The sequence below is a fragment of the Hyphococcus sp. genome (assembly GCF_965228385.1).
GTDB lineage: Bacteria > Pseudomonadota > Alphaproteobacteria > Caulobacterales > Parvularculaceae > Hyphococcus.
The window spans coordinates 1,594,918-1,614,327 of the sequence record NZ_OZ245810.1 but is presented as its reverse complement, the minus strand read 5'-3'; the positions used below and the strand labels follow the sequence as shown (position 1 = coordinate 1,614,327).

Below are 19,410 nucleotides of genomic sequence, written 5' to 3'. Positions count from 1 at the left end.
AGAATTGTTAATTCAGCGGCTGATTGTCGTCGCGCGCCGAGGCCCATTCGCGCGACAGCATTGCGCTTGTCACGCCAAGCTTTGACAGCGCCCTTTTCCAGACAGGCTCTTTACTGCCGCTGAAAATGATTTCTTCGTCAGGCTCGCAATGCGCCCAGGCGTTCATGGCGATTTCCTGCTCAAGTTGGCCTGGTCCCCAACCGGCGTGGCCGATTGCCAGCAGATAACGGCGCGGCGCCGGGCGTTGCGGCGATACGCCGGCGATGTCGATCAGAATGTCCCGACTGGCTGTTAAACCGAAGGAATCGCTTAACGCCAGCGTCGTGTCGAGTTTGTAATCCAGCGTATGCAGCACCAGCCCGCGCTCGGTCTGTACCGGACCGCCGAAATACACGGGCGTTTCATCCGCTTGTGGTTGGGCCGCGATTTCTAGTTGTTCCAGAAGCGCCGAAAGTTCGATGTCATCCAGCGGTTTGTTCACGATGACGCCCATGGCGTGTTCTTCGTCATGCGCGCAAATAAACACCACGGAGCGGTCAAAGCGGGGGTCGCCCATATTCGGCATGGCGATCAGCACCTGGCCTTCCAGAAAATCCTGGGCGTCTTCCGGGGCTTTGCAGTCTTTCGTCGCCATATATCATAAAGGTAGGACTGTCCGAATTGCGATGCAAGAGCGCCGTTCATGGACGGTGCGGTAGACGCGCGCCTTTCGCCGTTTTACAACCCGCGTCAAAGCAACCCTCTGAAAGGAGAATTTCGATGACGATTTCCGTTGGCGACAAGGTGCCTGATGTGAAGGTAATGCTGGCGACGGCCGATGGCCCGCAGGAGGCGAAAACTGGAGAGCTCTTCGGTTCGGGAAAGGTTGCGCTTTTTTCCGTACCCGGTGCGTTCACGCCTACTTGCTCCGCCAAACATTTGCCGGGATTTGTCGACAAGTCCGATGAATTTAAAGCAAAGGGCGTCGACAAAATTGTCTGTATGTCGGTCAACGACGCATTTGTTATGGATGCGTGGGGCAAAGATCAGAATGCAGGCGACAAAGTCGAAATGATGGCTGACGGCAATGGCGATTTCGCACGCGCGCTGGGACTGACTATGGACGGCAAGGGTTTCGGCATGGGCGAGCGCGCACAACGATTCTCAGCGGTTATTGAGAACGGCGTTGTCAAAGAACTCAATGTCGAAGAGCCGGGTGCGTTCGACGTCTCAAGCGCCGAGCATATGCTCGGACAGCTGTAATTGTAAAATAGCGTGTTAATGCGGCGCGGTCAGCGGACCGATTGCGCCGCTTCACTCGCCAGCATGTCGGCGCGTTCGTTGCCAGGGTGACCCGCATGACCTTTCACCCAGCGCCAGTCAATTTTGCGGGCGACGATCAGCCTGTCGAGCGCCTCCCACAAATCGCGGTTTTTTACCGGTTTTTTGGAAGCTGTTTTCCAGCCATTGCGTTTCCACCCGTGTATCCAGGTGGTAATGCCGTTTTTTACATATTGACTGTCAGTATGCAGCGTAATCGGTTTATCGGGCGCTGTATCTTCAAGCGCCCGGATCGCCGCCATTAACTCCATCCGATTATTTGTGGTTTGAGACTCGCCGCCGCTCAGCTCGCGCGTCTCATCGCCATTCAATATCAAAACGCCCCATCCGCCGGGGCCCGGATTGCCGAGGCAGGCCCCATCCGTAAAAATTTCAATCATAGCGATAAGTCCTGTACGTCCCCGCGCGACTAGCTCGCCAGCCGGAAAGGCGATTTGAATACGATGTTTTCTGTCGCCGTTTCTACTGATTCTATGATCACCATGCGCATGCCGGCCAAATATTCCAGAAATTCTTCTACAAGCTCCTCCGGCGCAGACGCGCCGGCGCTTAACCCGATGGTGTTTGCCTCTTCGCAGAGTTTCCAGTCGAACGTTGCGGCGTCATCAGTCAGAACGGCGTTCACGGCGCCGGCCTGAAGGGCGGTTTCCACAAGCCGAACAGAGTTAGAGGATGTTGACGATCCGATGACAACGAAAAGATCGGCGCCTGACGCTGCCGCCTTGACCGCCGCTTGGCGATTGGATGTAGCGTAACAAATGTCTTCACGCGCGGGCCCGTGTATTTGCGGGAAGCGATCCTTGAGCGCCGCAATGACGCCGCGCGTCTCGTCCACGGAAAGCGTTGTCTGCGTCACATAAGCGAGCGCTGCATCTGTGGGCGGCAACAGGCGGGCGTCGTTCTCGGATTGGACGAGGGTGACAGCCCCGGCCGGCGCCTGTCCCATTGTGCCGATCACTTCGGGATGATTCTCATGGCCGATCAGCAAAACGCGGCGTCCCGCAGCTATATGGCGGCGGGTTTCATTGTGAACCTTGGTGACAAGCGGACAGGTGGCGTCAATTTTGACAAGATTGCGCCGCTCGGCTTCGTCATGTGCTGTTTTCGGCGCCCCGTGGGCGGAAAAAACCACAGGGCGATCCGCCGGAGCGTCAGCCAAATCCTCAACAAAAACGGCGCCCATGGCCGCGAGACGCGAGACGACATGTACGTTGTGGACTATTTCATGGCGCACATACACCGGCGCCCCATAATGGGCCAATGTTTCTTCCACCGTTCGTATGGCCCGCTCGACGCCGGCGCAAAATCCCCGGGGGGAGGACAGACGCACGGTTATCGGCGGTTTACTTGCGGCGGCATTGCGGTCAGGCGCATCCATTGAACGCCGATCTCCTTTAGTGTCTTTGATCGCCCGTACCCGGCTTTCCAGACATTGCGCTGTGCGCAGCGAGGCGCTACGAGAAACCGCCCTCGATGTAGGGACGCCAGCGCGGCGGTTGCAAGGCGGCGGCGAGGCGATTTCGTGTTAGATATAAGGGTTTTGGCGCATGAAAAAACTCCTGGTTGGAGCGCTAATCGCCGCACTCGCTGCAGGGTGCGGGTCAACTGAAGAACTTCGCGCGGAGAGAGAGGCCAATCCCGCGCCATGCCCGAACATTATAGTTCTCGAAGAGGCGGCGCGATTTATCGAATTTAGCGGTGAAGAAACGCTGCAGGATATCGCCTATACCGGCGAGGTCGTTGATGTGGGCAGCGCATGCCGATACTTCTCGGATGAGCCTATCGAAATGGAGCTGTCCATCGATCTTGCTTTTGGCCGGGGTCCGAAAGCGGATCAAAGCGAAAAAATCTTCAAATATTTTGTCGCCGTTACGCGCACGAACACGGAGGTTATCGCTAAAAGCGAATTCGCCGTGCCGGTGGAGTGGGACGGCGATGAGGCGGTGGCGGTTCAGCGGGTCGAAGTTGATGAAATTCTGATTCCGCGAGCCAGCGACCAGGTCTCGGGCGTCAATTTCGAAATTGTCGTCGGTTTTGCAGTCACCCCGCAGCAGGCGATTTACAACCGGTCCGGCAAAAGCCTGAAATTCCCCGACATAAAATGAGTCTGCTCCAGGAACTGTCGAAAATCGTTGGCGATGCTTTCGCCAGCGAAGGCCTTGACCATGGGTTGGGCGCGGTCAAACGCGCTGACCGGCCTGACCTGGCGCAGTATCAATGTAACGGCGCACTGCCGGCGGCGAAAGCTGCGAAAAAGAACCCCCGCGATCTTGCGCAGAACATTAAAGACAGACTGTCGGATGCGGACGTGTTCGCAGAAGTCGCGGTGGCGGGACCGGGTTTCATCAACCTGACGTTGACGGATGATTATTTGTCGGAACGCCTTCAGGCGATGCGGCATGATCAGAGCAGCGGGAACTGGCGGCGGTCGGCGCCGGAAAATATCATCATTGATTATGGCGGCGCGAATGTAGCGAAACCGTTGCATGTGGGCCATTTGCGGGCGGCGATTATCGGCGAAAGCCTGAAACGGCTCTGCCGCTTTGTCGGAGACAATGTTACCGGCGACGTGCATCTCGGCGATTGGGGCCTGCAGATGGGTCAGCTCATCTCCGAATTGGAATTGCGCCAGCCTGAGCTTGCGTATTTCGAGGCCGGCGCCGAAGGGCCGTTTCCCGCGCAGCCGCCAATCAGTCTCACCGATCTGGAAGAGATGTATCCTGTGGCCTCCGCCGCGTGCAAAGCCGATCCGGCGCGGGCGGATGCGGCGCGCAAAGCCACCAAAGAGTTGCAAAGCGGACGGCCCGGCTATCGCGCCCTGTGGGGTCATTTCGTTGATCTGTCCGTCGAAGCGATGCGCAAGGATTATGATGATCTTGGCGTCGAGTTTGATTTGTGGAAAGGCGAGGCCGACGCGGATCCGCTCATTCCGGAATTGACCGAGGATTTGAATAAGCGCGGCGTTATTGAAATGTCCGACGGCGCGCAGATCATTCGCGTGGCCCGCGACAGCGACAAAAAAGAGATGCCGCCCATCATCTTTTTGAATTCACAAGGCGCGGTTGGCTATCACGCGACCGATATCGCCACGATTGTCGATCGCAAACGCGAGTTTGATCCCGATCGCATTCTTTATGTCGTGGATGCGCGCCAGCGGCTGCATTTCGAACAGGTCTTCAGGGCTGTGGATCTGGCCGGGTATTTCGAAGAAGGGCGCCTTGAACATTTGTGGTTCGGCACGATGAACGGCAAGGACGGCAAGCCGTTCAAGACGCGGGCGGGCGGAACGCTGAAATTGCGCGACTTCATCGATATGGTGACGGAAAAGGCGCGCGAACGGCTTGCAGAAAACGGGCTCGCTGAAGATTTCGACGACAGGGAAACGACCGAAATTGCGCGCAAGGTTGGCGTTGCGGCGCTGAAATTCGCCGATCTCTCAAACCCGCGAACCAGCGATTATATTTTTGATCTGGACCGGTTCATGTCGTTTGAAGGCAAAACCGGCCCGTATCTTTTATACGCAGGCGTTCGTATCCGCTCGGTGCTCGCAAAGGCGAGCGCGGCGAAGGCGGGCGCGCCTGGGGCCATCACGATTACCGAACCGGAAGAGCGCGACCTGGCGCTCTTGCTGCTCAGTTTTGGCGAAGCCGTGCGCGACGCCTATCTCAAGCGGATGCCGCACCTGATCTGCGACCATGCTTTCCAGCTTGCGCAGGCCTTTTCGAAGTTCTACGCCGCCTGCCGCATTGTCGATGAAGCCGATGCGGAAAAGCGCGCATCCCGCCTGATGATTGCGACTCAAACCGGCGCCCAGATCGAATCGGCGCTGACATTGCTCGGGATTGAGACGCCTGAACGCATGTAATCAAGTAACATCGTGTGTGGCATGGCGCACACACTGCGCCCAATAATTTTATCGCGCCGCCATCCCCAAGCCGGACTTTTCGTGGCGCGTTTGAAGCGCTGGCCCCTCTAAAATCATGTTTACAAAAGCCTAATTTCCCACACCCCGCGCAGTCTTGCGGCGGCGCCAAAACGTCGCAGAAATTTACTGAAAAGCGTTCAGGATTGTCATTCAAATGTCATGTCAATTACCTATGGGACCATCGTGTTTACAGCGCCGCGCCTGGGGTTGCGGCAATTTGAGTTCCAGCTTGGGGATATTTTCATGACACTATCAAAAACGCTTTCCGCCGGCGTAGCCGCGATAGCGATCACAACGGCGTTTGCGGCGGTCACAGCGCCGACGCCGGCTTTTGCGCAATCTACAACGGGCGCCATCAGAGGTTCGGTTGTAGGGCCGAACGGTCAGCCGGTTTCCGGCGCTCAGGTTACGATTACGGATCAGACGACCGGCGCCTCCACATCGGCGACTACAGGACCGAGCGGCGCTTTCTCAGCGCGTGGTCTTTCCGTCAGCGGCCTTTATTCCGTACGCGTTGTTACGGATCAATATGCAGACCAAACAGTAGCGGATATTCGGTTAACTCTTGGCGATACGACTAACGTGCCGTTTCAGCTTAGCGGCACCACTGCTAGCGATGAAATTGTTGTTGTTGCATCCCGCGGCACGGTCGCCGAAGTGGCGACTGGGCCATCCGCAATATTCAGCGCCGCCGATCTTGCTGATCTGCCTGTCGTCAACCGCGATATCAAGGACGTTATTCGGCTCGATCCTCGCATTACAATCGATGAATCATTCGAACGCGGCATACGCTGCGTCGGTTCAAACGAGCGCTTTAATTCGCTCACTGTCGATGGCGTGCGACAAAATGATGACTTTGGCCTGAATAATAACGGCTACCCAACACAACGACTGCCGTTTCCTTTTGACGTTTCCGAGCAGGTCGCTGTCGAAATTGCACCGGTGGACGTTGAATATGGCGGCTTCACAGGTTGTAACGTGAACGTCGTTACAAAGTCGGGTGGAAATGAATTCCATGGCCGTTTGTTTGTGGATTACAATTTTGCAGGTCTGCACGGCGACTCGCTTGAAGGAGATCCGGTCAACAAGCCTGAGAGCGATGAAAAATCCTATGGCGCTGTAATTACCGGCCCGATCATCAAGGACCGTCTGTTCTTCACCGCTGCCTATGAGAAATTCAAAGGCTCAGACAGCTTCAATACAGGACCGGAAGGATCAGGTCGCGCTAACGAGGTTAACGGCGTCACGCAGGCTGACGTTGATACCGTTACCCAGATCCTCAATGATGTTTATGGATTTGACCCGCTTGGCTTGCCGAACAGCGCGTCTGTTCAGGACGAGCGTTTCTACGTAAAATTAAACGGCTACATTACCGACAATCATCGTTTCGAACTGGCGTATCAGGACACATTTGGCGATAACGTTGTGCCGCAAAATACAAGCGCGTCAGCGGGCGACCTTGGCCTCGCGTCGAACTGGTATCGACGTTCGGAAGATCTCGAAGCCTATTCCGGCCGTCTTTTCTCGGAATGGACGGATAACTTCTCAACGGAAGTCCGCATATCTTACCAGGACCGGGTGACAGGCCAGAATTCGCTTAATGGAACGGATTTCGCCCAGTTTGAAATCGCCACCCCCGGCGGCGGCGCAATCTTTGTTGGTCCGGACTCTTTCCGTCACGCCAACGCGCTGGCGGCCAGTGTATGGAATGTAAAATTCAAAGGCGAATACGCCTATGGCGATCATCTGTTCAAACTTGGGTATGAGCGCGACATATACGAAGCCTTTAATTTGTTTGTGCCGTTCTCCGAAGGTCAGGCTGAGTTTGACTCGATTGCAGACCTGCAGGCGATGATGCCGTCGGCGATTTTTTACCAAAATGCGGGCACTAACGTAAAAGCGGACGGCGCAGCTACGTTCAAACGCTCATTGAACACTGCTTATGTGCAAGACGACTGGTCATTGCAGAGCAATGTCACGCTGACGGCGGGCCTGCGCTTTGACTGGATTTCTATGAAGACCGCTCCCGCCTTCAATCAGATCGTGCTGGACCGCTTTGGGGTGCCCAACGATACGACATTTGATGGTCTATCCCTGCTTCAACCGCGTGTTGGCCTCGACTGGGATGTTACAGATCGGTTTAACGTTTCTGCGGGCGTCGGCCGGTTCTCAGGCGGCGATCCTTCAGTCTGGCTTTCAAACAGCTTCTCGAACACCGGGTTTCTTCCGGGTTCGTCATTCTCAGCTGATCCCATGGTGATCAACGGCTTTGACGGCTTTACGCTTCCACAAGCGATGCAGGATGAAGTAGCGGCTTCATCGGCATTGGGTACGGGTGCGACTGCGCTGGTTGATCCTGACTACAAGATGTCGTCGATCTGGCGCTTCACCTTGGGCGCAAAGTATGTTGCTGACTTCTCGGCAATCGGACTGGGTGATGAGTGGGGTTTCGGCGCGGATGTGCTCTACAATATCGAACAAGATCCGAATATCTGGAAAAACCTAGATCTCGGGGTAATCGGTACAGCGCCGGACGGACGTCCGATTTACAATACACAGTTCGGATACGGAAACGCCGGCGTTCTGATGCTGACAAATTCAGATCAGAAGCCGAAAACATTTGTTGTCTCCGGTTACTTTGATAAGGAAATTAACCTTGATCGCTTTAGCGCCAAATTCTATGGCGGTTATGCGTATACGGACTCTGAAGATGTTAATCCGGCGACAAGCTCAACTCAGCAATCGAACTTTGAGAACATTGCTGCAATTGACTATAATAATCCTATCGTCGCCCGTTCGAACTATGGCGTCACGCATGCATTTACCGCGCGCGTTGACTTGGGCTATGAGTTCATTCGTGACTTGCAGACCCGCTTGTCGCTAACGGGCCAGTTGAACAGCGGCAAGCCGTTCAGCTACACATTTGACACATCCGGATCGAGCTCTGGAGATGCGGTCGCTACCGATACGAACCTTTTCGGCGACAGCGATCGTTCCGAAGACCGTTCGTTGCTTTATATCCCGTCTGGACCGGGCGCTGGCGACGATCCGCTCGTTATCTACGGCGCCGGATTTGACCTTGCTGGTTTCAACCAGTTCCTTGCAGCGACTGGCCTCGACGCCTATCGGGGACAAATCGCACCACGTAACGGATTTGAGTCTGACTGGTGGGGTAAAATTGATCTCCGGTTCGAACAGGAACTGCCGGGTCTGCGCGACGGGGACCGTCTGCGGTTCATCATTGATGTGGACAATTTCACGAACCTGTTGAATGACGACTGGGGCGTTTATCGTGAGCTGACGTTTGGCAATTCCGGTCACAACGCCGAAATTATAGCGGCTGAAATTGTTGCCGGTCAGTATCAGTTCAATTCATTTGACCCTGATCCGGCTGAGCAATCGCGTATCTTTGAGGCCTCGGTTTGGGAAATCAATTTCGGATTGCGTTACGATTTCTAGAGTAAGACATAGTCGAATGCAAAAAGGCGGGCTTTGGCCCGCCTTTTTTGTTTCCGGTTATTGCGCCCGTTCGTTCGGGTTGTGGATGAACAGCCCGGCAATGACGAGGGCTGCGGCGATCGCGCCATAGGCGATGAAAATCGGAGAGAAGGACCCGAAGACATCGCCCGTGACGCCGGTCAGCACCGGCCCCAGCATGGCGACGGTGGCGAACAGGTTCATGGCGCCTAATATCGCAGGGGAATTTTTCAGCCCGAAATATTCAATCTGCAATACTGTTGTGGCGAACAGGATCATGCCGAATGCGTAGCCTTCGAATAATGCGAAAATGATCGCCGTCGCCGGGTCTGACGCCACGGCGAGCGCCAGCATGCCGATCGCTTCGGCGGCGAGGCCGGTCAGTAACAAGTAGCGCGCGCGGATAAATTTCACCGCAAAGCCGCCGGCCGCGCGCGCCAGCGCGTTTGACGCAGCGTGCAGGCTCAACATGGCGCTGGCGAAGCCCATGGACAAACCTAGACCTGAAAGATGCGTCACCGCCCAGCTTGAAACGGATACGCCGCAAAAATACGCCGCCATCAGTGCGCCGCCAATAACGTAGAAGGCAGGGGCCCGAAGCGCTTCCGTTACTGTCCAGTCCCGCACGGGCGTTTGCGCGCCTTCCGGCGCGGGTTCGTGCGTTTCTGCGTTCCCGGCGCGCATGAATTGGGGGTCGGCGAAGGCAAGAAAGATGAGCGTCAGCACGAGGATGGACGCGAGCGAGAGTTGCCAGTAGAGTCGCCAGTCTGCGCCTTGCGAAAGCAGTGCATTTGCGATCAGCGGCCCGGCGACGCCGCCGAGCCCGCCGCCGGCGAGGTAAACGCCGATCATGGTGTTGCGCGCACGGTCCGTGACGGTTTGCGCGGCGACATAGACGCTTGGCACATTGGCGAGAAGGGCGAAGCCCGCGCCGAGCAGCGACGCCGCCGCGAGATAGAGGGCGAGGCCCTTCGTTACGGAAAGCATGGCGAAACCCGAGGCCATCACGGCGCCGCCGAGTGCGTAGTTTCCGCGCAAACCCAGCCGTTTCAGACTTTGCGCCGCGATAGGACTGAAGACACCGGTAAAAAGCGCAAGCGCCGTAAAACCGAAGCCGGCTTCGGTCCAGCTCCACTCAAGCTCGTCAATCATCGCTGGCAGGACGACGCCGAGCGAGGCGAATGTCGTTGCAGTGATATGAAAAAAAATCAGGCTGAGCGTTGCGAACAGGCCGGCGGCCCGAAGTGATATGAACATGCGGGATTTTCCTAAAACCGGGCTTTTAATGTGACTGTGAATTCGCGCCCGCGGCCGGGCAGCGCGCCAACCTCTTCGTAGACATTCTGGACGGGCGTGAAGTACCGTTTGTTGAAGAGGTTATCGATATTGGCGATCAGCGAAACATCCCCGAACGCGTAAAAAAGCGCCGCTTTCGCCAGCACATATTCCGGAAAAACGACCGCGCCGTCGATCTTGCCGCCCGTCTCGCCCACATAAACGGCGCCGATTGATGCGCCGAATGCGCCGTAGCTTGTCTGCGGTCCCGTATAGGTTGCGAAGGCGGAACCGAGCCATTCCGGCGTAGCATTGCGGACATAGCCGTCTTGCAGTTCGGTGAGGCATGATGCGTTTAAAGCGGCGAATAAACCGCCATAGCCATCTGCAGGCGAAACGCCCGCGCGCTCAGGCGGGATGACAACGAATTCGCCATTACCGGAACCGCAAGGGCCCGGCGCGCTGATTTCCGTTTCCTGCCAGGTGAGCGCGCCGTTGACGCTGAAAGCGTCGTTGATCAAATAGCGCAATTCCGCTTCAACGCCTTGGGATTTTTCCTCATCAAGATTGCCGAACGGATCCTGACGTTGCCGGTTTTGCTTGTAAACGGCGAAGGAGCCAACGAGATCGCGGCGTTTTAGTTTCAGGCCGGCTTCGATAAGATCGGAGTCCGCGACAAAATTATGTTGCGCGATGCGGTCAACTTCGACGCCGCCGCCGTCATTGGTCTCCAGCGCATTGTTTTCCGCATAAGTGGCGTAAAACGACAACCAGTCGAGAGCGTCATAACGCAGCGAGAATTCGTAGCTTGGCGTGAATTCGCTATCTTCAAAGCGCGTATAGCCGAGCGCCGGATCGAAAATTGTTGCGCCGGTGTTGATGGATGACGCCGTAAAACGGTCGAGGCGCAGGCTGGCCAGGAGATGCAGGCGCTCACGCAGGGCAATGTCGCTCGCCGTGAAAAAAGCAAGATCGGTCCAGCGCGAGTCGAGATCCGTATCCCAGCCAATTCCATTTGGCTCGCTGGAGAACGGATCGTCGAAAATATCGTTGGCCGTCGGTCCAACTGTGAGATCGCGCCGGTCAAGCACGAGATAACCGGATAAAAAAGTCTGGCGGCTGGTATTATCGTAAGAGCGCCACGACACGCCGGCGATAGAATCAATCACGACGGGGCCGAGATCGATATCGAAGGCGTAACTGCCGCGCAGTTCATAAACATCCGCGATATATTCCGCTGCAAAGCCATAGCTTACATAAAGATCGCTATCCATCGTGTCGAAAAAACCCTGCAGGCGCAGTTCGTCATCGCCCAGACGCCAGACGAGGTCGGCATAGGCGGTGAAAGTCTTTGCATCGGCAATGTCTTCATCCGCGATAAACACAGTGCGCGGATTGAGGCGCGCTTCGCCCAGCCCCGTATCAAGCGCGAACGCAGGATTTGTGAAGGCGCCGAAATCCACGAGCTGGCGAATGTTCGATGTTCCGAAAAAAGAACCGGCGGCGGCGTCGACCTCGTCAGGGGTCAGTTTGCCGTCGCCGTTGAGATCAACAAGGTCCGTGTCTCGACCGGTGAGATATATACTATTGTCAATGAGGTCTTGCGTTACGCGGTTCCAGCCCGGGGTTTGTTTATATCCGTCGGATGAAAAATAAGCGCCGCCGATTTCCAAATTGAAATTGTCACCGGCGAGTGTGAACGCGGTTTGCGCCAGCGCGCGTTCCGGCGCTACGCCGCGATAGAAACTGTCCGAATTTTCGTATTCGCCGTGCGCGTAAAGGCCCACGTCAAAACCGCTAAGTGCGTAAGCCGCGCCGGCGTCGCCGCGAAAAATGCGCTTGTCGTATGAGCCAAGCGTAGCGCTCAGACTGAGAAGGCGGCCGGTTGCGCCGATTTGCTTTTCCGTACGCGCGGTGAGGGGCGTAATATTCAGTATTCCGCCGACGCGGCCTGCGCCGTAAATCGCGGGCGTCGGCCCCTTGATGATTTCAATGCGTTCGCTGGCCCCGATGGGCGTTGGAAACGTGCCGGGATTTTCCACCCGTTTGAAACCGCGAAAATAGGTGTCGGCCCGGTTGCCGCGCAACGAAACGGCGCCCGGTACGCCGAAAAAACTGCCCGTGAATGCTCCAGGCGCAAAGGCGGCGAGATCATCGACGGTTTCAATGCCGAAGCGTTCGATGGTCGCGTCGCTGATCACGTTTACGCTGCGCGGCGCCTCGGCGTAGGAAAGATCGAGCCCCATGACGGCGCGGCTGTCTTCCAGTTCGATCAATTCCAGCGGATCGGCGACCACAATGATTTCGTCGATTGTCGGCGTCTGTCCCGCTGCGTTTCCCATCGTCGCAGTCGCCGACACGACAAGAACCAATATCCAACGCATTATACCCGTCCCGGCGCTGGCTCCAGCGCGTTATTTGACCGGGTCATGACAAGGGAAAGGCGCCGGCAAACAAGCCGGCATGCCGCGCAAAGCAAGGCGGACGCAGCGGATCCCCGCGTCGAAACGACCGCCCGCTGACAAGGAGTAAGCGCCCGTTACGGGAGCCGCGTCCTTGCTTTGCGCAAACCTTCTCTCATCCGGACTATAACCGTCGGCTCCGGGCTCTCACCGGATCCTGCCTATAAGAAGCGGGACTTACCGTCTCACGCCGCTCTGGCTCGCGGGCTTGTCAGCGCTGTTTCAAAACCAAACAACCTGCATTACCGCCGGTGGGGACTTTCACCCCGCCCCGAAGATTTCTATGTCGCGGATTGCTCCGCACCGGCTTATATACGGGCGGTGCGGCCGTCCGGCAATAACCGCGCGCAGAAAAGGAATGAATTGATGCTCACGTCTCGTCTTCAGCCTGCCGAGTGGGCGCAGCACGACGCTGTGTGGGTCGGCTGGCCAAGCGCCGCCGATTTGTGGGAAGACGATCTGGGGCCGGCGCGCGCGGAAGTGGAGGATTTTATCCGCGCCATCCTGTTTCCCGGCGGGACCGCGTCGGATGAGCGCGGCGAGCAGGTGGAACTGCTTGTCCGCGGCAGGGAAGCCCAGACTTCGGCGGACATCATGCGAAGCCGCCTGCCCGAACCGGCGTGCGTGACGCTACACGACGCGCCGATTGGCGATATCTGGCTTCGCGACACAGGCCCCATATTCGTGAAATCTGAAGACGGCGCGCTTGCGGCGAGCGCATTCGCTTTTAACGGGTGGGGCGGCAAATATCAGTTGGAGAATGACAAGGAGATCGCGGACCATATCGCTGCATTGGCGGATGTCCGGTTGCGGCGATTTGATGATTTTGTCGGGGAAGGCGGCGCGCTGGAAGCCGACGGCGAGGGAACTTTCATCACAACCCGTCAGTGTCTGCTGAATAAAAACCGCAATCCCGGCATGAGTGAAAAAGACGTTGAGGCCGTTCTGAAATCAGCGCTGGGCGCCGAAAAAGTCATCTGGCTCGATGAAGGGCTGGCGGGCGATCATACGGACGGGCATGTGGACAATCTCGTACGTTTCGCCGCCCCGGGCAAAGTCGTTTGTATGCGGCCGAGCGGCAATGACGACCCGAACGCGCAAGTGCTGGCTGAAATTGAAAAAGCGTTATCCGGCGCTATTGATGCGAACGGACGCAGTCTTGAGGTTGTAACTATCCCGTCGCCGGGGCGCATCATGATTGACGAAAAGCCCGCCGCAGCCAGCCACATGAATTTTTATATCTCAAACAGGGCTGTCATCATGCCATGCTACGGCGCCTTGTCGCGCAATCCGGATGCGGCCAACGAGGCGATTGAAATTTTGAAGAACCATGTTGACCGGCCGCATTTCTTTGCGATTGATTCTTCGCATATTCTGACCGGCGGCGGATCGTTTCACTGCATCACGCAGCAACAGCCTGCACGCCAAAAATAGCCCTGTAGCGCCGATAAAGCGTTTGCCTCATGCGATAAGCCGCATGTCGCGGCGATATTGCCGCTTGCCTGATATTGCGGGGCCAAGCAGGATGAGGGCTGAAAAGGCGCGCTGCGCGATATCGTGCGGCGGCCAGGGCGAAATTTTATGAAAATGAAGGGATTCCTCTCATGCGGGCAGGGTCAAAGAGCCGGATAAAATCTATTGTTTCCACCATGGCGCTAGTTACGGCGCTTTATGGCTGCAGCGAGTCGGAAAACGCCGGCAATGCAGACACAACAGGGGACCGCGTTACAAATGAACAAACCGACATGAATGCGGAAAGCATCAATGAGGACACCGGAGATCTATTCGCCGGGATTGAGCCGGCGACAACCGACAATGAGGCTGCGAATACGCTGCTCTCGTCATACGACGGACCGTATCAGGGAACGCCGCATTTCGATGAAATGGACCTATCCGGGCTGAAACCGGCCCTGGAAGCGGGCATGGCGAAAAACCTTGCCGAAGTCGAAGCGATTGCGAACAACCCCGAACCGCCCACTTTCGCTAATACGATTATCGCACTGGAAAAAACCGGCGACGAGCTGGGCCGCGTCTTTACCTATTGGGGCATCTGGTCGTCGAATATGTCGAGCCCGGAATTCCGCACAATCCAGCAGGAAATGGCGCCGAAGCTTTCCGAATTTTTCTCGAAAATCAATCAGAATGAAAAGCTCTTTGAACGTGTGAAAGCCGTCTATGAAAGCGATGTCATGGAAACGTTGCGTCCCGACCAGCAGCGGCTTGTGTGGCTCGTTTATGATGGATTCGCCACGAACGGCGCGACGCTCGAAGGCGAAGCCAAGGAGCGTTATGCGGAAATCAACAAACGCTTGGCGGAATTGCACACGCAGTTTGGCAATAATGTGCTCGCCGACGAAGAAAACTACGTCACCTACATCAGCGAAGACCAGTTAAGCGGCTTGCCCGACAGTTTCGTGAAAGCCGCCGCCGCGGCGGCCGCCGACCGGGATCGGGAAGGCGAATACGCCATCACCAATACGCGCTCGTCCATGGACCCGTTTCTGACCTATTCCGATGAGCGGGACTTACGTGAAACGGTATGGCGGACCTATTACAGCCGCGGCGACAATGGCGATGAGAACGACAATAACGCTATCATCGCGGAAATATTGCAGCTTCGCGACGAACGCGTGAAATTGCTGGGATACGACAATTACGCGTCCTGGCGTTTGCAAAACCGCATGGCGAAAAACCCGGAAAACGCGCTTGAATTGATGGAGGCTGTATGGCCTGCGGCGCTTGCCCGCGTCGAGGAAGAAGTCGCAGAGCAGCAGGAAATCGCAGACGCTGAAGGCGCAAATATTACGATCGAGCCCTGGGATTATCGCTATTACATGGAAAAAGTCCGTCAGGCGAAATACAATCTCGACTCGGACGAAGTGAAACAATATCTCCAGCTCGACAAATTACGCGAGGCGATGTTTTTCGTTGCCGGTGAGTTGTTCAATTTTGAATTTACGCCCATTCCGGATGGGACCGTGCCCGTATGGCATGAAGATGTTCACGTCTGGGAAGTGACGGACAGGACATCCGGCGATGCGGTCGGGCTTTGGTATCTTGATCCGTTCGCGCGTCCGGGTAAACGCTCCGGCGCCTGGGCGACCAGCTACCGCAGCCACGATAAGCTCGACGGTGAAGAAAAAACGGTGCTCTCCGCCAATAATTCAAATTTCATTGAAGGCGCGCCGGGCGAACCGGTGCTTGTTTCATGGTCCGACGCGGAAACATTTTTCCACGAATTCGGGCATGGGCTGCATTATCTTTCTTCAAATGTCGATTATCCTACACTGAACGGCGGCGTCCGGGATTACACGGAATTCCAGTCGCAGTTGCTGGAGCGCTGGCTCGCGACTGACGAGGTCATTGATAATTATCTCGTGCATCATGAAACGGGCGAACCGATTCCGGGTGAACTTGTGGAGAAGATCAAGGCCGCCGCGACGTTCAATCAGGGTTTCGACACAACTGAATACCTTGCGTCGGCATTGATCGACATGCGCTATCACACAGTCGATCCAACAGGCATTGATCCGGATGCTTTTGAACGCGAGCAGCTCGCTGCGCTCGGAATGCCGGAAGAAATCGTCATGCGTCACAGATCGCCGCATTTCGGTCACATATTTTCAGGCGAGGGATATTCAGCCGGCTATTACGGGTACATGTGGGCCGATGTGCTTACCGCCGATGCGGCGGAAGCCTTCGCCGAGGCGCCGGGCGGATTTTATGATGAAGACGTCGCCAAACGGCTTGTGGATAATTTGTTCTCGCCGCGCAATGCTGTCGATCCGGCTGAAGCGTATCGCGCCTTCCGGGGGCGCGATGCGGAAATTGACGCATTGATGCGCGACAGGGGTTTCCCGGTTCCCGGCGAGAATCAGGGTGATTCCGGCGGCGGAGACGCCAGCGACAGCAACTAGTGTAATAAAACTCAAAACTTCATGGCGCCGCCTGTCATCGCCGGCAGGCGGCGCGTTTTTTTACTCGCCCCACAATTCTTCAACGCGGCCGTCACGGCCGCAGCTTGTGCGGTAAAATTTATAGCGGATAGGATTCTTTTTATAGTAATCCTGATGATAGTCTTCAGCGATCCAGAATTTCTGTAGTTCCCTGACGGGGGTTACAACGTCTTTTCCCAGCGCAGCTTCCGCTTCCGCTTTTGATGCATTCGCCGCGGCGAATTCATCGGCGTTCTGATAAAAGACTGCGGTGGTGTAAGCGTGGCCCCGGTCGCAGAATTGTCCGCCGTCATCCAGAGGGTCGATATGCCGGAAAAAATAATCGACCAGTTCGCGATAGGTTGTTTTTGAAGGATCGTAAGGAATTTTTGCGACTTCCAGATGTCCTTCATGGTCGCGATAGGTCGGGTTCTGCTTTGACCCGCCCGCATATCCCGACAACACATCGCCAACGGCGTCGAGTTTTTCAAAATCGGCTTCAACGCACCAGAAACATCCGCCGGCGACAACCAGAAATGCGGAATAATTTCCGTCTTCGCTAGGGTTATCGTCATTCATCTGCATCGCAAACAAGGGGACGACGAGGGCCAGTCCCATAGCGGCGGCGATCAACGTTTTTTTCATACGGCGTAAGCTCCTGTTTCATAAACAGTTACGCAAAGTGTAACGCATTGGACCAGCGTTCATTGCCGCATTCACCGGATTGTTACGGCGCGCGAGCCGCGCCCCGGCGCGGTGAGGCGATGAAAAATACCTCATTTTCAGCGTGTTGGCGGCATTGCGGCGCTTAGCCATCGCGATTAAGTCATGCGCTTACGACCCTTGGCATCGCCCTCAATAGTCTGAGAGATATTCATGTCCGACCGCGCACCTTTTTCCGACGCATCATCCATTACGCCGCCTGCGGTAGAAAAGCGTCCTGTCACGGCAACGCAACACGGCGTTTCCCGAAACGATAACTACGCCTGGCTGCGCGATGAGAACTGGCAGACGGTTTTGCGCGCTCCGGATGCGCTCGACGGCGATATTCGCGCCATGCTTGAGGCGGAAAACGACTATTACGCCGCGGTGACCGAAGACCTGGAGGGGCTGAGGAAAGCGTTGATGGCCGAGATGCGCGGCCGCATTAAGGAAGACGACAGCTCGGTCCCACAAAAAGACGGCGCGTGGCTTTACTGGACGCAGTTTCGCGATGGCGGTGAATATCCGCTTTATATGCGCAAACCCGCCGGCGGCGGCGATGAGCAGGTTCTGTTCGACGGCGACAAGGAACGCAACGGTTCAGAATTTTTCGATATTGGCAGCGTCGCCCACAGCCCTGACCATCGTCTTGTCGCCTATGCCGTTGACCGCGTTGGATCGGAATTTTTCACTATCGGCGTTCGCAATATTGAGACAGGCGAAGACTATCCGGATGTCATCGAAAGCGCGGATGATTCAGGCGCGGTGTGGGCTGCGGATTCATCATGTTTTTTTTATATTGAACGCGATGAAAACCAGCGCCCGAAAAGAGTGAAACGACATACGCTCGGTGAGGCGCCTGAAAATGACGCCGTTGTTTATGAGGAACAAGATAACGGTTTTTTCCTGGGCCTGTCGAAAAGTCAGAGCGGAGACTATATTTTCATCTCACCCACCAGCCAGATTACAAGCGAGGCCTGGTATCTCCGCGCTGATAATCCGGAAACGGCGCCGGTATTAATCGCGCCGCGCGAAAACGGCGTTGAATATTACCCCGAACATCACGGGGACGATTTTTTCATCATGACGAATGACGCCGGCGCTGTGGATTTTAAAATCGTCAAGACGCCGGTTTCTTCACCGGGAAAGGAAAACTGGTCGGAATGGCGCGCGCATCAATCCGGCGTTCAGGTCGTTACATTCACACCGTATAGGAATTATATTGTCTATCTTGAGCGCGAAAATGCGCTGCCACGCATTGTTGTTTCGGATTACGCCGGCGAAGCGCATGCGGTCGCCTTCGATGAGGCGGCTTACAGCCTTGGCGTCGCCAGCGGCTATGAATACGACACGGGCGTGCTTCGTTTCATCTATGAATCGCCGTCTACTCCGGCGCAGACTTTCGATTATGATATGAAAACGCGTTCGCGCACGCTGCTAAAAACACAGGAAGTCCCCAGCGGGCACGATCCTTCGCTTTACAGCGTCGAACGCATCGAAGCGCCGGGCGAAGGCGGCGCGCGCATTCCCATTACCATTCTGCGATTAAAAGCGACGCCGATGGACGGCTCTGCGCCGGCGCTGCTCTATGGCTATGGCTCCTACGGCCTCGCCATGCCCGCGAATTTTTCGGCGAATATTCTGCCGCTGGTTGATCGCGGCGCGGTGTACGCCGTGGCGCATATTCGCGGCGGCGCCGACAAGGGCCGTCAATGGTATCTCGACGGCAAGCTGGCCAAGAAGATGAACAGTTTCACCGATTTCATCGCTGCTGGCGAAGCGCTGATTAAAAAGGGATACACGTCAGAAAAGAAAATTGTCATCTACGGCGGCAGCGCCGGCGGGCTTCTTGTTGGCGCTGCCGTTAATCTGCGTCCGGAACTTTTTGCCGGCGTTATCGCCGCGGTGCCGTTTGTCGATGTTATCAATACGATTTCCGATGCAGATCTGCCGCTGACCCCGCCGGAATGGGAGGAATGGGGCAACCCTATCGAAAAGGCCGATCAGTATGGCTGGATCGCGGCATATTCGCCTTATGATAATATTCGCAATACGCAATACCCTCCGATCATGGCGACCGGCGGGCTGACAGATTATCGCGTCACCTATTGGGAGCCGGCGAAGTGGATTGCGCGCTTGCGCGATGACGCGACAGGCGGCCCCTTCGTCTTAAGGATGAATATGGGCGCGGGCCATGGCGGTTCGGCGGCGCGTTTCGAGCGGCTGGAAGAGCGCGCGCATCTTTATGCTTTCGCGCTGAAAGTCTGGGGCATTGAGGACGCGGCGCCGGTGGCGCATGAGCGTGGTTGAACAG

13 protein-coding genes and 1 riboswitch are annotated in these 19,410 nt (G+C 56.3%); of the genes, 7 read left to right on the top strand and 6 right to left on the bottom strand.

Annotated features, from left to right (window positions below):
* Positions 1-7: 7 nt before the first annotated feature.
* Positions 8-634: a YqgE/AlgH family protein gene (locus tag ACQK2Q_RS07505; RefSeq protein WP_425409127.1), complete on the bottom strand. Its 627-nt coding sequence runs from the start codon at positions 632-634 to the stop codon at positions 8-10.
* Positions 635-759: 125 nt separating this feature from the next.
* Here ACQK2Q_RS07505 and ACQK2Q_RS07500 point away from each other — a divergent pair, with 125 nt between their 5' ends.
* Complete coding sequence (locus ACQK2Q_RS07500; RefSeq protein ID WP_425409126.1) at positions 760-1,242, top strand: peroxiredoxin; 483 nt, start codon at positions 760-762, stop codon at positions 1,240-1,242.
* Positions 1,243-1,271: 29 nt separating this feature from the next.
* Here ACQK2Q_RS07500 and rnhA read toward each other — a convergent pair whose 3' ends face one another.
* Complete coding sequence (rnhA, locus tag ACQK2Q_RS07495) at positions 1,272-1,700, bottom strand: ribonuclease HI (protein ID WP_425409125.1); 429 nt, start codon at positions 1,698-1,700, stop codon at positions 1,272-1,274.
* 29 nt (positions 1,701-1,729) lie between these two features.
* The gene (gene ispH / locus ACQK2Q_RS07490) at positions 1,730-2,698 is read right to left on the bottom strand and encodes a 4-hydroxy-3-methylbut-2-enyl diphosphate reductase (protein ID WP_425409124.1); all 969 of its coding nucleotides are present in this window, start codon (positions 2,696-2,698) and stop codon (positions 1,730-1,732) included.
* A gap of 169 nt (positions 2,699-2,867) precedes the next feature.
* Here ispH and ACQK2Q_RS07485 point away from each other — a divergent pair, with 169 nt between their 5' ends.
* The 3 genes from ACQK2Q_RS07485 to ACQK2Q_RS07475 all read left to right on the top strand — a co-directional run bounded on the left by ACQK2Q_RS07485 (position 2,868) and on the right by ACQK2Q_RS07475 (position 8,704).
* Positions 2,868-3,425 carry a hypothetical protein gene (locus ACQK2Q_RS07485; protein ID WP_425409123.1) on the top strand — a complete coding sequence of 186 codons (558 nt, stop codon included), beginning with the start codon at positions 2,868-2,870 and terminating at the stop codon, positions 3,423-3,425.
* Positions 3,422-5,185 (top strand): arginine--tRNA ligase, encoded by a 1,764-nt coding sequence (gene argS, locus ACQK2Q_RS07480; RefSeq protein WP_425409122.1) that lies wholly within the window; start codon positions 3,422-3,424, stop codon positions 5,183-5,185. The genes ACQK2Q_RS07485 and argS overlap by 4 nt, the downstream gene beginning before the upstream one ends.
* A 303-nt stretch (positions 5,186-5,488) precedes the next feature.
* On the top strand, positions 5,489-8,704 hold the full coding sequence (locus tag ACQK2Q_RS07475; RefSeq protein ID WP_425409121.1) for a TonB-dependent receptor: 3,216 nt from the start codon (positions 5,489-5,491) through the stop codon (positions 8,702-8,704).
* A 57-nt stretch (positions 8,705-8,761) separates the two neighbouring features.
* Here the strand turns inward: ACQK2Q_RS07475 and ACQK2Q_RS07470 are convergent, their stop codons facing one another.
* Both ACQK2Q_RS07470 and ACQK2Q_RS07465 read right to left on the bottom strand, forming a co-directional pair.
* Positions 8,762-9,979: an MFS transporter gene (locus tag ACQK2Q_RS07470; protein WP_425409120.1), complete on the bottom strand. Its 1,218-nt coding sequence runs from the start codon at positions 9,977-9,979 to the stop codon at positions 8,762-8,764.
* Positions 9,980-9,990: 11 nt separating this feature from the next.
* A complete protein-coding gene (locus ACQK2Q_RS07465; protein ID WP_425409119.1) occupies positions 9,991-12,381 on the bottom strand; it encodes a TonB-dependent siderophore receptor in 2,391 nt (796 codons plus the stop codon).
* 181 nt (positions 12,382-12,562) lie between these two features.
* Positions 12,563-12,742, bottom strand: a riboswitch (FMN riboswitch).
* A gap of 83 nt (positions 12,743-12,825) precedes the next feature.
* Here ACQK2Q_RS07465 and ACQK2Q_RS07460 point away from each other — a divergent pair.
* The gene (locus ACQK2Q_RS07460) at positions 12,826-13,893 is read left to right on the top strand and encodes an agmatine deiminase family protein (RefSeq protein ID WP_425409118.1); all 1,068 of its coding nucleotides are present in this window, start codon (positions 12,826-12,828) and stop codon (positions 13,891-13,893) included.
* A gap of 170 nt (positions 13,894-14,063) precedes the next feature.
* The gene (locus ACQK2Q_RS07455; protein ID WP_425409117.1) at positions 14,064-16,376 is read left to right on the top strand and encodes a M3 family metallopeptidase; all 2,313 of its coding nucleotides are present in this window, start codon (positions 14,064-14,066) and stop codon (positions 16,374-16,376) included.
* 60 nt (positions 16,377-16,436) lie between these two features.
* Here the strand turns inward: ACQK2Q_RS07455 and msrA are convergent, their stop codons facing one another.
* Entirely contained in the window at positions 16,437-17,039 is a 603-nt protein-coding gene (gene msrA, locus ACQK2Q_RS07450; protein WP_425409116.1) for a peptide-methionine (S)-S-oxide reductase MsrA, read from the bottom strand.
* Between the two features lie 231 nt (positions 17,040-17,270).
* Between msrA and ACQK2Q_RS07445 the strand changes: the two genes are divergently transcribed.
* The gene (locus ACQK2Q_RS07445; RefSeq protein WP_425409115.1) at positions 17,271-19,406 is read left to right on the top strand and encodes a S9 family peptidase; all 2,136 of its coding nucleotides are present in this window, start codon (positions 17,271-17,273) and stop codon (positions 19,404-19,406) included.
* Positions 19,407-19,410 lie beyond the last annotated feature (4 nt).

What these genes read in the sequence shown, in the direction of transcription:
- argS (WP_425409122.1), top strand. Translation starts at nt 3,422, where the DNA reads ATGAGTCTGCTCCAGGAACTGTCGAAAATCGTTGGCGATGCTTTCGCC.
- ACQK2Q_RS07475 (WP_425409121.1), top strand. Translation starts at nt 5,489, where the DNA reads ATGACACTATCAAAAACGCTTTCCGCCGGCGTAGCCGCGATAGCGATC.
- rnhA (WP_425409125.1), bottom strand. Translation starts at nt 1,700, where the DNA reads ATGATTGAAATTTTTACGGATGGGGCCTGCCTCGGCAATCCGGGCCCC.
- ACQK2Q_RS07460 (WP_425409118.1), top strand. Translation starts at nt 12,826, where the DNA reads ATGCTCACGTCTCGTCTTCAGCCTGCCGAGTGGGCGCAGCACGACGCT.
- ACQK2Q_RS07455 (WP_425409117.1), top strand. Translation starts at nt 14,064, where the DNA reads ATGCGGGCAGGGTCAAAGAGCCGGATAAAATCTATTGTTTCCACCATG.
- ACQK2Q_RS07465 (WP_425409119.1), bottom strand. Translation starts at nt 12,381, where the DNA reads ATGCGTTGGATATTGGTTCTTGTCGTGTCGGCGACTGCGACGATGGGA.
- ACQK2Q_RS07505 (WP_425409127.1), bottom strand. Translation starts at nt 634, where the DNA reads ATGGCGACGAAAGACTGCAAAGCCCCGGAAGACGCCCAGGATTTTCTG.
- ispH (WP_425409124.1), bottom strand. Translation starts at nt 2,698, where the DNA reads ATGGATGCGCCTGACCGCAATGCCGCCGCAAGTAAACCGCCGATAACC.
- ACQK2Q_RS07470 (WP_425409120.1), bottom strand. Translation starts at nt 9,979, where the DNA reads ATGTTCATATCACTTCGGGCCGCCGGCCTGTTCGCAACGCTCAGCCTG.
- ACQK2Q_RS07500 (WP_425409126.1), top strand. Translation starts at nt 760, where the DNA reads ATGACGATTTCCGTTGGCGACAAGGTGCCTGATGTGAAGGTAATGCTG.
- ACQK2Q_RS07445 (WP_425409115.1), top strand. Translation starts at nt 17,271, where the DNA reads ATGTCCGACCGCGCACCTTTTTCCGACGCATCATCCATTACGCCGCCT.
- ACQK2Q_RS07485 (WP_425409123.1), top strand. Translation starts at nt 2,868, where the DNA reads ATGAAAAAACTCCTGGTTGGAGCGCTAATCGCCGCACTCGCTGCAGGG.
- msrA (WP_425409116.1), bottom strand. Translation starts at nt 17,039, where the DNA reads ATGAAAAAAACGTTGATCGCCGCCGCTATGGGACTGGCCCTCGTCGTC.